This window comes from Burkholderia sp. S171 (genome assembly GCF_009766085.1).
Lineage (GTDB): Bacteria > Pseudomonadota > Gammaproteobacteria > Burkholderiales > Burkholderiaceae > Caballeronia.
In genome coordinates this window covers 2,525-15,233 of the sequence record NZ_LMUF01000076.1, presented here as the reverse complement: position 1 = coordinate 15,233, position 12,709 = coordinate 2,525, and the positions used below count along the sequence as shown (strand labels likewise).

General features: G+C 59.3%; 10 protein-coding genes. 4 read left to right on the top strand and 6 right to left on the bottom strand.

Annotated features, from left to right (window positions below; all coding sequences use genetic code 11):
* From GSQ93_RS37350 to GSQ93_RS37340, 3 genes are read left to right on the top strand one after another with little or no spacing between them, the layout of a single operon-like run.
* On the top strand, positions 1–1,170 hold the full coding sequence (locus GSQ93_RS37350; RefSeq protein ID WP_158941242.1) for an MSMEG_0565 family glycosyltransferase: 1,170 nt from the start codon (positions 1–3) through the stop codon (positions 1,168–1,170).
* A gap of 9 nt (positions 1,171–1,179) precedes the next feature.
* Positions 1,180–1,464: an MSMEG_0570 family nitrogen starvation response protein gene (locus GSQ93_RS37345; RefSeq protein WP_158941241.1), complete on the top strand. Its 285-nt coding sequence runs from the start codon at positions 1,180–1,182 to the stop codon at positions 1,462–1,464.
* A gap of 28 nt (positions 1,465–1,492) precedes the next feature.
* Positions 1,493–2,773, top strand: a complete 1,281-nt coding sequence (locus GSQ93_RS37340) for an MSMEG_0569 family flavin-dependent oxidoreductase (RefSeq protein WP_254074261.1) — start codon at positions 1,493–1,495, stop codon at positions 2,771–2,773.
* A 74-nt stretch (positions 2,774–2,847) separates the two neighbouring features.
* Here GSQ93_RS37340 and GSQ93_RS37335 read toward each other — a convergent pair whose 3' ends face one another.
* From GSQ93_RS37335 to GSQ93_RS37310, 6 genes are all read right to left on the bottom strand, one after another.
* Positions 2,848–4,314 carry a catalase gene (locus GSQ93_RS37335; RefSeq protein WP_158941239.1) on the bottom strand — a complete coding sequence of 489 codons (1,467 nt, stop codon included), beginning with the start codon at positions 4,312–4,314 and terminating at the stop codon, positions 2,848–2,850.
* Positions 4,315–4,562: 248 nt separating this feature from the next.
* The gene (hydA, locus tag GSQ93_RS37330; RefSeq protein WP_158941272.1) at positions 4,563–6,041 is read right to left on the bottom strand and encodes a dihydropyrimidinase; all 1,479 of its coding nucleotides are present in this window, start codon (positions 6,039–6,041) and stop codon (positions 4,563–4,565) included.
* Positions 6,042–6,073: 32 nt separating this feature from the next.
* Positions 6,074–7,582 (bottom strand): NCS1 family nucleobase:cation symporter-1, encoded by a 1,509-nt coding sequence (locus tag GSQ93_RS37325; protein ID WP_158941238.1) that lies wholly within the window; start codon positions 7,580–7,582, stop codon positions 6,074–6,076.
* 117 nt (positions 7,583–7,699) lie between these two features.
* The gene (gene preA / locus GSQ93_RS37320) at positions 7,700–8,992 is read right to left on the bottom strand and encodes an NAD-dependent dihydropyrimidine dehydrogenase subunit PreA (RefSeq protein ID WP_158941237.1); all 1,293 of its coding nucleotides are present in this window, start codon (positions 8,990–8,992) and stop codon (positions 7,700–7,702) included.
* A gap of 27 nt (positions 8,993–9,019) precedes the next feature.
* Positions 9,020–10,357 carry an NAD(P)-dependent oxidoreductase gene (locus tag GSQ93_RS37315; RefSeq protein WP_158941236.1) on the bottom strand — a complete coding sequence of 446 codons (1,338 nt, stop codon included), beginning with the start codon at positions 10,355–10,357 and terminating at the stop codon, positions 9,020–9,022.
* A 58-nt stretch (positions 10,358–10,415) separates the two neighbouring features.
* A complete protein-coding gene (locus tag GSQ93_RS37310) occupies positions 10,416–11,675 on the bottom strand; it encodes a Zn-dependent hydrolase (RefSeq protein WP_158941235.1) in 1,260 nt (419 codons plus the stop codon).
* Positions 11,676–12,058: 383 nt separating this feature from the next.
* On the opposite strand from GSQ93_RS37310, the gene GSQ93_RS37305 reads away from it, so the two are divergent.
* Positions 12,059–12,709, top strand: a 651-nt coding sequence (locus GSQ93_RS37305) for a TetR/AcrR family transcriptional regulator (protein ID WP_158941234.1), incomplete at its 3' end; no start/stop codon positions are given.

Genomic DNA, 12,709 nt, shown 5'->3' with positions numbered 1-12,709 from the left:
ATGACACCCACGCCGATGCGGATAGCGCTCACCACGCACTCAGTCAATCCACGTGGTGGTGTGGTGCATGCACTCGAACTCGCGAGTGCGCTTGTTGACGAAGGCCATGATGTAACGCTCTTCGCGCCGGCCGTGGCCGGAGAAACGCTCTTCCGGGAGCCGCCATGCCGCGTGATTCTCGCGACCATCGAAGATTCGCAACACACCACGGTCGCACTCGTCGATGCGCGGCTCCGCGCGCTCAAGACCAGCGTAAAAGCGTGCGATCCGCGCAGCTTCGAAGTGCTGCATGCGCAGGACAGCATCAGTGGAAACGCGCTTGCAGAGTTAACGGCGGAAGGTGAAATAGCGGGTTTTGTGCGAACCGTTCACCACCTGGACCATTTCGACAACCCGCGCCTCGCCGCCTGGCAAAAGCGTGCGTGGCGCGACGCCGACCGCGTGCTGTGCGTGAGCGAAGTATGGACGCGCGAGATGCGCAACACGTACGGAATAGAAGCGGCGACGGTGCCGAACGGTGTCGATCTGAAACGTTACTCGACACAACGTACGCCTCACGATGAAAAATTACGGCAGCGGCTTGGCATCCGCGATGGTGGGCCCGTCGTGCTCGCGGTCGGTGGCATCGAAGCGCGCAAGAACACGCTCGGCCTGCTCGATGCGTTCGCGGAACTGGTTAAACACTATCCACGCGCGCGTCTTGTAATCGCGGGCGGTGCAAGTCTGCTCGATCACGACGCTTACGCGCGTGCCTTCATGGATCGCGTGTCCGCGTTCGGGTTGTCGCAAGCGGTGAGCATCACCGGCCCACTACATGACGCCGAAATGCCTGCTCTTTTCCGTTGCGCCGATGTCCTCGCCATGGTCTCGCTGCGCGAAGGTTTCGGTCTCGTCGTACTCGAAGCGCTTGCATGCGGCACGCCCGTCGTGGCGTCGAACATCGCGCCGTTCACCGAGTATCTCGACAACGCTCTCTGCTGCTGGGCCACGCCCACGAATTCAACGTCGATCGCTGACGCGCTCACACGCGTGATCGACGGCCGTCATCGAACCGACTTTAATCACGCCGTACCCGCGTTGCTGGATCGAATGAGCTGGCAGGCATCGGCACGAAAACACCTCGACATTTACAGCGCCTTGCTTGCAAGCCGCTCTCTTCCAACACTTTAGGAACCCGTTATGCCGGTCATGCATTTTCGAATCCAATGGCCCGATAACAGGGAAGCAAACTGTTATTCGCCTTCGCAAGTGGTCAGCGATTTCTTTACGCCGGGAGAAGACTATCCCGTCGATGACTTCGTCTCGCGCGCCCGCGAAGCACTCAACATTGCCTCGGAACGCGTGCGTGAAAAGTACGGCTTTGCCTGCTCGGCGGCAATGGACCAGCTCGCGAAGATCGAAGTCGAGGCCGAACGTTTTCTCGATGAACCGGATGCGAAGGTCAGGGTCATCGCGCTCGTCTGAACGCCACTCTTTTTCGAAAGGACGAATCATGTCGCAAACATCGGGCAACACGACGCATACCAGCGTCATCGTGGTGGGTGGCGGTCAGGCGGGATTGTCGGCCAGCTATTACCTGAAGCAGGCGGGGATCGATCATCTCGTGCTGGAGAAAAATACCGTCACCCATACGTGGCGCGCGCAACGATGGGACGCGTTCTGCCTCGTGACGCCGAACTGGCAATGTGCGCTGCCCGGCTACCCCTACACGGGCGACGATCCGCATGGCTTCATGAAGAAGGACGAGATCATCGAGTACCTCGATGGCTTCATTCGAACGGTTGATGCTCCCGTCATCGAGCACGTGGAAGTGCAGCGGGTCGCACGCAACAGCGAAGGTGGCTTCAGCGTGTCCACCAGCCAGGGGCAGTTCACGGCGGACCAGGTCGTGGTCGCGTCGGGCGGTTATCACACGCCCATCGTGCCGCGCATGGCAGAACGCTTGCCGCGTTCGATCAAACAAATCCAGTCGTCGGAATATCGCAACCCGCAGGCTTTGCCCGAGGGCGCGGTGCTGGTGGTCGGGTCGGGGCAATCCGGCGCGCAGATCGCGGAAGACTTGCATCTGGCAGGCCGCAAGGTGATCCTTGCTGTAGGCGAAGCGCCGCGTTGCGCGCGCTTTTATCGAGGCCGCGATGTGGTCGACTGGCTCGCCGACATGAAGTACTACGACATGCCCGTCGATCAGCATCCACTGCGTGAAGGTGTCCGCGACAATACCAATCACTATGTGACCGGCCGTGATGGCGGCCGTGACATCGATCTGCGCAAGTTCGCGGCCGAAGGCATGGAACTGTACGGCCGGCTCCAGGATCTGCAAGACGGCGTGCTTCACTTCGCGCCTAACCTGACCGAAAATCTCGACAGCGCGGACAAGACCTTCAACGGCATCAACGCGGGAATCGACGCTTACATCGAAAAGAATGGAATCGATGCCCCGCCGGGATCGCGCTATGAACCCGCGTGGTCGCCGGCGCAAGAACGCACCACGCTCGATCTGCAAGCGAGCGCAATAGGTTCGATCGTGTGGTGCATCGGCTTTACGCCGGACTTCAGCTGGCTCGATGCACCAATCTTCAACGGCCGCGGTTATCCCGCGCATACGCGTGGGCTGACGCCGCTCGACGGTCTCTATTTCGTCGGCTTGCCGTGGCTGCATACATGGGGATCAGGCCGCTTTTCAGGCGTCGCGCGGGACGCTGCGCATGTTGTGGAAAAGATTGGCGCTTGCCGGGAAACGAAAGTGCCAGCGCACTACGAAGCGACCGTCTGAATAGACAAAGGCCCCGCGTTCCAGATCGAGAACGCGAGGCCTTCATTGAACATTGAAACGAACATCAAACCGGTTTACGGCAATGCGGTCTCCGAGACCGGCGTTGGCTTTCCAAGCGCCTTGCGTACGCCTGCCGCATACGCCGGATCGACCTTCTCAAACAGCGCAAGCTGGCGCTCGAGGATGGCCTCGGGAACGCCCGCAATTGCCTCACCAATATTGCTGAACAAACGCTGCTTCTCGTCGGAATTGAAGAGATTGAACAGCGCGCGGGCGTGGCTATAGTAGTCGTCGTCCTTGCGATGATCGTAGCGCTCGATATCGCCTTCAACGGCCAGCGGTGGTTCGTTTACCGATGGATCCTGCGGAAACGCGCCGAAGCGATTCGGTTCGTAGTTCGCGGTGCTACCCAGATTGCCGTCGCTGCGCGCCGCACCATCGCGGTGATACGGCGCGTGCTTCGGATTGAGCGGCGCGTTCACCGCGATCTGGTGATGATTGATACCCAGCCGATAACGCTGCGTGTCGCCATACGAGAACAGGCGCCCTTGCAGCAACCGGTCCGGCGAGAAACCAATCCCCGGCACCACGTTCGCCGGCGAGAATGCCGCTTGCTCCACGTCAGCGAAGTAGTTCTCCGGATTCTTGTTCAACTCCAGCACGCCCACATCGATCAACGGAAACTCTTTCTGCGACCACGTTTTCGTGATGTCGAAGGGATTCTCGTGATGATTGCGCGCTTGCTCTTCCGTCATGACCTGGATGCAGAAACGCCATTTGGGAAAGTTGCCCTTTTCGATTTCATCGTAGAGATCGCGTTGCGCGCTTTCACGATCTTCGCCAATGATCTTCTTCGCTTCGGCATTCGTGACGTTCTCAATGCCCTGCATGGACTTGTAGTGGAACTTCACATAATGACGCTGGTTCTGCGCGTTGATGAACGAGAACGTATGCGAGCCGAAGCCATGCATCTTCCGGAAATTCTTCGGAATGCCGCGATCGCTCATCAAAATGGTGACCTGATGCAGCGACTCGGGCGTCTGCGACCAGAAGTCCCAAATATTGGCAGCGCTGCGCATATTCGTGCGCGGATCACGCTTTTGCGTATGGATGAAGTCGGGAAATTTCAGCGGGTCGCGGATGAAAAACACCGGCGTATTGTTGCCGACGACGTCCCAGTTGCCTTCCTCGGTATAGAACTTGATCGAGAAGCCGCGTACGTCACGCTCGGCATCGGCGGCGCCACGCTCGCCGGCCACGGTGGAGAAACGCAGGAACGCTTTTGTCTCCTTGCCGATCGTGTCGAATACTTTCGCCTTGCTGTACTTCGTAATGTCATGCGTAATTTTCAGCGTGCCGAATGCACCCGATCCCTTCGCGTGCACGCGCCGCTCAGGAATCACTTCCCGGTCAAAATGCGCCAGCTTTTCGATCAGCCAGAAATCCTGCAACGTGATGGGACCGCGAGGTCCCACGGTCTGCGAATTCTGGTTGTCGCCGACGGGCGCGCCGGACGCCGTAGTCAAGGTATTGTTGGCCATCAGTCTTCCTTCTGGTGTTGTGGGGGTCGGACGTTACACTCGCTGCAACACTGAACGAGCCGGACACGAATGAACGATTGGGTCACGCCAAGTGCAATACGGTGATTACCACAAGACCAGTTTATCAACAGCAGCGGAAGCTCGCAAAGTTGCTATTCGCTGCGTTTTTGTTCAAGTGCTTCATTGCATGAAAGCCAAAAAAAAACCGGCGCATCGAGCGCCGGTTTGTTATGACATTACCGTGAACTTCACGCCGCTTTCACAACCTTGTCACCGGCACGATGGATCGGATGCGGTTCCTTCAACTGGTTCGCGATCCGGGTAGCATCGAAATAAGCACCGTTCGGCGGACGCTTCAAATACTGCCCCGCCCCGCGCACGGCTCGCAGATCGCCGTCCGTCCACGCAAGCGCACCGCGCGTCAGCGTGTGAGTCGCCACACCTTGCACAGTCATGCCTTCGAACACGTTGAAATCCACCTTCTGGTGATGGGTCTTGACCGATATCGTCCTGGTTGCAGCCGGGTCCCACACCACGAGGTCGGCATCTGCGCCCACCTGCACCGCACCCTTGCGCGGGAACAAATTAAAAATCTGCGCGGCGTTGGTCGAGGTCACACGCACGAACTCATTCGGGGTCAGGCGTCCCTTATTCACGCCGTGATGCCAGAGTATCGACATGCGATCCTCAACCCCGCCGCAACCGTTAGGAATGCGCGTGAAGTCCTCGCGGCCCATCGCTTTCTGCGATGCACAAAATACGCAGTGGTCAGTCGCCGTGGTGTGCAGTTGTCCGGATTGCAGACCGCGCCATAACGCCTCGCGATGCTCGCTGGTACGGAACGGCGGACTCATCACGTGTGCGGCGGCCCGCGTCCAGTCCGGGTCGCTATAGACCGATTCATCGATCACCAGATGCCCTGGCAGCACTTCAGCGAACACGCGCTGTCCTTCACTGCGTGCACGCGTGATGACGTCAACGGCATCTTTCGACGACACATGCACGATATAGATCGGCACGCCCAGCACCTGCGCAATCCTGATCGCACGATTCGCCGCCTCGCCCTCCACCTCAGGCGGCCGCGACAAAGGATGCGCTTCCGGCCCCGTGAAACCTTTCGCGAGCAACTGCTTTTGAAGCTGGAACACGAGCTCGCCATTCTCGGCATGCACGGTGGGCAATGCGCCCAGTTCCAACGACCGCGCGAAGCTGTTCACCAACACTTCATCGTCTGCCATGATGGCGTTTTTATACGCCATGAAGTGCTTGAAACTCGACACGCCATAGTCATGCACCAGCGTGCCCATGTCGCGATGCACCGACTCGTCCCACCACGTCACTGCCACGTGAAAACCATAGTCCGCCGATGCCTTTTCAGCCCAGCCGCGCCACTCATGAAACGCCTCCATTAGCGGCTGCTTCGGACTGGGAATCACGAAGTCGATGATGCTCGTCGTGCCGCCCGACAACCCTGCAGCCGTACCCGTATAGAAGTCGTCACTCGCCGTGGTGCCCATGAACGGCAGCTCCATGTGCGTGTGAGGATCGATACCGCCGGGCATCACATACTGGCCGGATGCATCGACAGTTTCAGTACCCCCCGGAGCGTCGAGATCGAGGCCGATCTGCAGGATCGTGCCGCCGTCCTTCGGGTCTGCGCACAACACATCCGCACGGTAGGTACGGTCCGCGTCAATCACCGTGCCGCCGCGAATCAGGATCGTCATCTTGCTTGTCTCCCCAGAGAAATCACGCGAAATCAGGCGCTGGCAATCCGCGCCGTCGGGCGCTTGCCCATCTTCATCCATGCGCCATAAACAATCGATGCGAGCGCGAGGCCCACGAACCATGCATAGGTGTAAAGCGTGTTGAAGAATGCGGGTACGTTGGGAAACGCGCCTGGAAATGCCGTGTGCAGGAAGCCGGGCAAGTTGGGCAATACACCCACGAGCAACGCGACCACAGCAGCTATATTCCAGCCGCCCGTGTAGCTGTATTCGCCGTTCTCGTTGAAGAGTTCGCGCGTGTTCAGGCGCGTGCCGCGGATCAGGAAGTAGTCGACCATGAGAATACCGGCTACAGGTCCAAGCAGCGCCGAGTAACCCACGAGCCACGTAAAAATGTAGCCCTGCGTCGTAGCCAGGATCTTCCACGGCATCATCACAATAGCGATGAAGGCCGTAATCATCCCGCCTACGCGATACGAAATGCCCTTCGGCCAGAGGCTCGAGAAGTCATAAGCCGGACCCACAAGGTTGGCAGCAAGATTGCAGCTCATGGTGTCGAGCGTCAGGATGATCAGCGCTACGCCCACGCCAATACCCGTCATGCGACTGGTCAGGTCGATAGGATCCCATATCGCCTTGCCGTAGATCACCACGGTTGCTGAAGTCACCACCACCGAGATGACGGACAGCAGCGCCATGGGGGCCGGCAAACCAATCGATTGCCCGATGATCTGATCCTTCTGCGAGCGGGCGAAACGCGTGAAGTCCGGAATGTTCAACGCGAGCGTGGCCCAGAACCCGACCATGGCCGTGAGGCCCGGCCAGAAGGTTGCCCAGAACATTCCCTCCTTCTTGCCGCCGGCGACGAACTGCGAAGGCTGCGCGAGCATCGCACCCACACCGCCCGCCTTCGACGTCGCCCACCACACGAGCGCGAGGCACATGATGATTTTGATCGGTGCGGACCAGCTTTCAAGGAAACGAATGGAGTCAGTACCGCGCAAGATGAAATAGACCTGGATCAGCCAGAAAAACAGGAAACATGCGAGCTGCCCAAGCGAGATATCGAGGAAGGGCAACGGTGCACCGTGTGTAGTATTACCGGCGAGAATATTGATCAATGTATAGATCGCGCTGCCACCGAGCCAGGTCTGAATGCCATACCATCCGCACGCCACCACCGCGCGCAACAATGCGGGCAGCCTCGCACCCTTCGTACCGAACGACGAGCGCACCAGCACGGCATACGGAATGCCATGCTTCGCGCCGGCATGCCCGACCAGCAGCATGGGCACGAGCACGATCATGTTGCCAAGCAGCACAGTCAGCACGGCCTGCCACGGCGACATGCCTTCCTCCGTGAGCCCCGCCGCGAGCATGTACGACGCAATATTCATCACCATGCCAACCCACAGCGCGGCAAAGTGATACCACTTCCACGTCCGTTGCGCGGCTGTGGTCGGCGCCAGGTCGTCGTTATATAGACTGCTGCTGGCGCCGGCCGCGAACTGCGGGTCGACAGAATGCGCTGTCTGCTTCATCAGGTTGATCTCCTCAAGATCGTTGCGGTCCGCGCCCGCGGATCAGGCTGTGATTCCAGTCCGGGCGTCGGCCGTCGGGGGACTTTTATCGTTAGCGTTTGCTACAGGTTCTAAACTCTATGCGGCCTTCACGCTTTCTTCAACGTCGGCGTCCACGCGTGCGGGATTGTTCGGATGCGTCGTCCAGTTCGCATATTCGCCGGCATCCACGCGTTCCATCGTGATGCATTGCTCGACCGGGCACACATGCATGCATAAATTGCACCCGACGCATTCTGAATCGATCACTTCGAAATGCCGCTTGCCGTCCTTCTCGCGCATGATCGCCTGATGCGCCGTATCTTCGCAAGCGATGTGACACAGGCCGCACTCAATACACTTGTCCTGGTCGATGCGCGCCTTGATGTCGTATTTCAGATTCAAGTACTTCCAGTCAGTCACATTCTGCACCGCTCGCCCGCGGATATCGTCGAGCGTGGCATAGCCTTTTTCGTCCATCCAGTTCGACAGACCGTCCGCGAGATCGGAGACGATACGAAAGCCGTAGTGCATGACCGCCGTACAAACCTGCACGTTGCCTGCGCCCAATACCATGAACTCGGCCGCATCGCGCCATGACGAAATGCCGCCAATGCCGGAGATGGGCAAACCGGGCGTTTCCACGTCCCGCGCAATCTCCGCGACCATGTTCAGCGCGATCGGTTTGACCGCCGGGCCGCAGTATCCCCCATGCGTACCCTTGCCGTCGACTGTCGGCATCGGCGCCATGAGATCCAGGTCCACCGCGACAATCGAATTGATGGTGTTGATCAGCGACACCGCGTCCGCACCGCCCTTGAAAGCCGCGCGTGAACTGGTGCGGATATCGCTGATATTCGGTGTCAGCTTGACGATGCACGGCAGCTTCGTGCCTTCCTTCACCCAGCGCGTGACCATCTCCACGTATTCGGGGACCTGACCGACCGCCGCGCCCATGCCGCGCTCGCTCATGCCGTGCGGACAGCCGAAATTCAGTTCGACGCCATCGCAACCGGTGTCTTCCACCAGCGGCAAGATCCACTTCCAGTCGCGTTCGTTGCACGGCACCATCAGCGAGACGATCAGCGCGCGATCAGGCCAGTCGCGCTTGACCTCGGCGATCTCCTTCAGGTTGATGTCAAGCGGACGGTCGGTGATCAATTCGATATTGTTCAGTCCTGCTATGCGCTGGCCATTCCATTGCACCGCGCCATAACGCGAACTCACGTTCACGACATGCGGGTCGAGCCCGAGCGTTTTCCATACGACGCCGCCCCAACCCGCTTCGAAGGCGCGGTTGACGTTGTAGGCTTTATCGGTGGGCGGGGCGGAGGCGAGCCAAAAAGGATTCGGCGACGTGATGCCGGCAAACGTATTGCGAAGATCGGCCATGAACTGGCTCCCTTATTGTGGGTTTTTTTAAGCGGCCTTGATGGCCGTCGCCGCGAAGAACGCGTGGATGGACTCAGCGGCAATCTTGCCGTCCTGCACCGCTTGCACGGTCAGGTCGAGCCCACCTGTGGCCGCGCAGTCGCCGCCGGCCCAGACGTTATCGAGCGACGTACGGCCGTTCGAATCCACGGCGATACGGCTGCCGTCGAGCGTGAGCATGTCAGCTTCCAGACCTTCTGGAGCGAGCGTTTGACCGATCGCCTTCAGGACCATGTCGGCTTCAATGACGAAGCGCTCACCCTGCGGGTTTTCGAATTCGACGCCCGTGACCTGACCATCTGCATCGGTTAAACGCACGGGTTTCGCGTGCGTGACGATCGTCACGCCGTTGGTCTGCGCGAATTCCTGTTCGGCCCAGGTGGCGCCCATGGTTTCAACGCCCCGCCGGTACACCATCGTCACTGTTGCAGCACCGAGCTTCCGGCTTTGCACCGCTGCATCGATAGCCGTGTTGCCGCCGCCGATCACCACCACGCGACGCCCCACCGGCACGCTCGCGAGCGTATCTGCCTGACGCACCTCCTCGATGAAATCGACCGCGTTGTATACGCCTTGCAGCGTCTCGCCTTCGAGTTCGAGCGCACGCACACCGCCCAAGCCGATCGCAAGGAACACGGCGTCATGTTGCTTTCGCAAATCGCTCAGCTTTACATCGCGGCCGAGCATCACGTCGTTCTTTACTTCAATACCCCCCACCGAATACAACCACTCCACTTCGCGTTGTGCGAAATCCTCAACCACCTTGTACGCCGCGATGCCGTATTCGTTCAGGCCGCCGGGCTTGGGCCGGGTGTCGTACACCGTGACCTTGTGGCCATCGATCGCGAGGCGATGCGCACACGCCAGTCCTGCTGGCCCCGCGCCGACCACGGCAACATGACGTCCCGTATCCGCCGTGCGTTTGAAGAGCGGCTCGCCGCGCGCCATCGCCCAGTCGGTGGCGTGACGCTGCAATGCACCGATCTGAACTGATTTGTCATCCTGATGATTTCTGACACATGCCCCCTCGCAGAGGATTTCAGTCGGACATACGCGTGCGCACGCGCCGCCCAAGGGGTTGGCCGACAAGATATCCATGGCCGCACCCTTCATGTTGCCGTTGCCGATCTTACGAATGAAACTGGGAATATCTATTTTTGTGGGGCATGCATTAATACACGGTGCGTCATAGCAGTAGTGGCAACGGCTCGATGCTGCAGCCGCCGCGGTTGCATTAAGCAAGGGCGCCACATCGGAAAACTGACACGACAGTTGCTCTTGCGACAGCCGGCTTGAGGCAATATCGCCAATGTGCTTCGTGGTCATACACGTTCCTTCTTCAAGATGAGGCAAGCAATGGTCTCTCGACTAAACCAACCCGAGCTTAACGGCCCGCGCGTTCGAGCATCGCGTGAAGCAGCACGTTTGCGCCCGCCTCGATCCATTCCTCAGAGGCATCTTCGATCTCGTTATGACTGATCCCGTCGACGCAAGGCACGAAGACCATCGACGTGGGTGCGACCTTCGAGAGGTAACACGCGTCGTGTCCTGCACCCGAGACCATGTCCCGATGCGCATAACCAAAGCGCTCGGCGGCTGCGCGCACGGACTTCACGCAGGCGGCGTCGAAGGCGATCGGCGCGTAATAGAAAATCTGTTCAAGCTGCGTTTCGAGTCCTGAAGCGCTTGCGATTTTCTCCACGCCAGCACGCAATGCAGCGTCCATTTTTGCGAGTACGGCGTCGTCGGGATGACGGAAATCGACGGTGAAAAACACGCGGCCCGGGATCACATTGCGCGAGTTCGGATGCACTTGCATCATGCCGACCGTTGCACACGCCAGCGGCGCATTGTCGAGCCCAATGCGATTCACCAACTCGACCACTCGCGATGCCCCAAGCAACGCATCGCGACGACGCGGCATGGGCGTAGGGCCCGCATGCGCTTCCTGCCCGGTCAGCGTGATCTCGTACCAGCGCTGCCCTTGCGCGTCGGTGACCACACCGATCGTCATGTTTTCCGCTTCGAGAATCGGCCCTTGTTCAATGTGCAATTCAAACGCTGCGTGCAGCTTGCGGCCGCCGCACGGTTCATCGCCTGCATAACCAATACGCTTGAGTTCCTCGCCAATCGTCTTGCCATCCACGTCCTTGCGGGACAACCCGTAGTCGAGTGTGAACTCGCCGGCAAACACGCCGGACGCGACCATGGCCGGCGCGAAACGCGAGCCCTCCTCGTTGGTCCAGATCACGACTTCCACCGGATGTTCAGTCTCGATGCCGCGATCATTAAGCGAGCGGATCACTTCGATGCCGCCCAGAATGCCGTAGATCCCGTCGAAGCGACCGCCTGTCGGCTGCGAGTCCGCATGCGAACCCGTCATGACCGGCGCGGCATCTGCGTTGCGCCCGGCACGGCGCATGAACACGTTGCCCATCTGGTCCACCTTGACCGTGCAACCCGCTTCCTTCGCCCAACTGACGATCAGGTCGCGGCCTTCGCGGTCGAGATCGGTGAGCGCCAGCCGGCAGACGCCACCCTTCGGGGTCGCGCCAATTTTCGCCATTGTCATGAGGCTGTCCCAGAGACGTTTGCCGTTGACTCTGATCGACGTATCCAGCGCTGAATCGGTTACCGCGTCCATTTCGCGTTCTCCTTGCGTATTGCTCGATTTAGGGTTTTGACTCATACAAATCTGGTGCATCGGCGTCGGCTTTTGGGGCGCTGGCGCACGGCAGCGGTGCAACATCTCTCCGCTCGCCTTGTCGGTTTTGTGGAGGCGAATTCATCGCAATCCGCTGCCTCTCAAATCCTGTCCAACTGGACAGGTTGTAGCCGATTAATATTGGCAAATCAACGTCTTTCGGGGTTTCCGATTAGAGTAAAAGCATAGCGAGAAGCGTGCCATTGCAATGCAGCAGAGCCTTGGGAAAGGCAAACGACAGGCTATGCAGCAGTGGCGTCAAAGCGCATAGAATGAGGCGCGATCAAGACGGGGAAGGCGTACAGCGCCATGCAAGGAAAACAATGAGAGATGACGAAGCGACAGCCGAGGCAACGAAAACCGACGTTGCGCCCGTTCCGTTGCGGCGGCGCAAGGCACACATTCGCGAGACCAATGAAGCGCATCTTTTAGCGTGCGCCGAGGCCGTGTTCGCCGAGCGCGGACTTGAAGGCGCGAGTACCGCGATGATCGCGGAACGTGCAGGCTTGCCGAAAGCTAACTTGCACTATTACTTTCCGACCAAGCTGGCGCTTTATCGGCGCGTGCTGGAGGATTTGTTTGAAGACTGGCATCGCGCAGCCGATACCTTCGAGTCAAGCGATGACCCGGTCGAAGCAATCGGCGGTTATGTGCGGACGAAAATGGAGTTGTCGCGGCGGCGGCCGCTCGGCTCGAAAGTGTGGGCGAGCGAGATCATTCACGGCGCGGTGCACATGCAGGACATTTTGAACGAGCGCGTGAAACCTTGGCTTGAAACGCGGGTGATCGTGATTGATGGGTGGATTGCGCGGGGCTTGCTTGCGCCGGTCGACGCGCAGACGCTAATGTTCATGATCTGGGCCACGACGCAGCACTATGCTGATTTTGACGCCCAGATTCGGGCGCTGAAAGGTAAGCGTGCGCTTTCGCAGAAGGCTTTTGATGCCTCCACGGAGGAAGTGGTCAGGTTGGTG

Excerpts from the sequence above, each read along its gene's own strand:
- GSQ93_RS37350 (WP_158941242.1), top strand. The coding sequence starts at position 1 with ATGACACCCACGCCGATGCGGATAGCGCTCACCACGCACTCAGTCAAT.
- GSQ93_RS37345 (WP_158941241.1), top strand. The coding sequence starts at position 1,180 with ATGCCGGTCATGCATTTTCGAATCCAATGGCCCGATAACAGGGAAGCA.
- GSQ93_RS37340 (WP_254074261.1), top strand. The coding sequence starts at position 1,493 with ATGTCGCAAACATCGGGCAACACGACGCATACCAGCGTCATCGTGGTG.
- GSQ93_RS37335 (WP_158941239.1), bottom strand. The coding sequence starts at position 4,314 with ATGGCCAACAATACCTTGACTACGGCGTCCGGCGCGCCCGTCGGCGAC.
- hydA (WP_158941272.1), bottom strand. The coding sequence starts at position 6,041 with ATGACGATCCTGATTCGCGGCGGCACGGTGATTGACGCGGACCGTACC.
- GSQ93_RS37325 (WP_158941238.1), bottom strand. The coding sequence starts at position 7,582 with ATGAAGCAGACAGCGCATTCTGTCGACCCGCAGTTCGCGGCCGGCGCC.
- preA (WP_158941237.1), bottom strand. The coding sequence starts at position 8,992 with ATGGCCGATCTTCGCAATACGTTTGCCGGCATCACGTCGCCGAATCCT.
- GSQ93_RS37315 (WP_158941236.1), bottom strand. The coding sequence starts at position 10,357 with ATGACCACGAAGCACATTGGCGATATTGCCTCAAGCCGGCTGTCGCAA.
- GSQ93_RS37310 (WP_158941235.1), bottom strand. The coding sequence starts at position 11,675 with ATGGACGCGGTAACCGATTCAGCGCTGGATACGTCGATCAGAGTCAAC.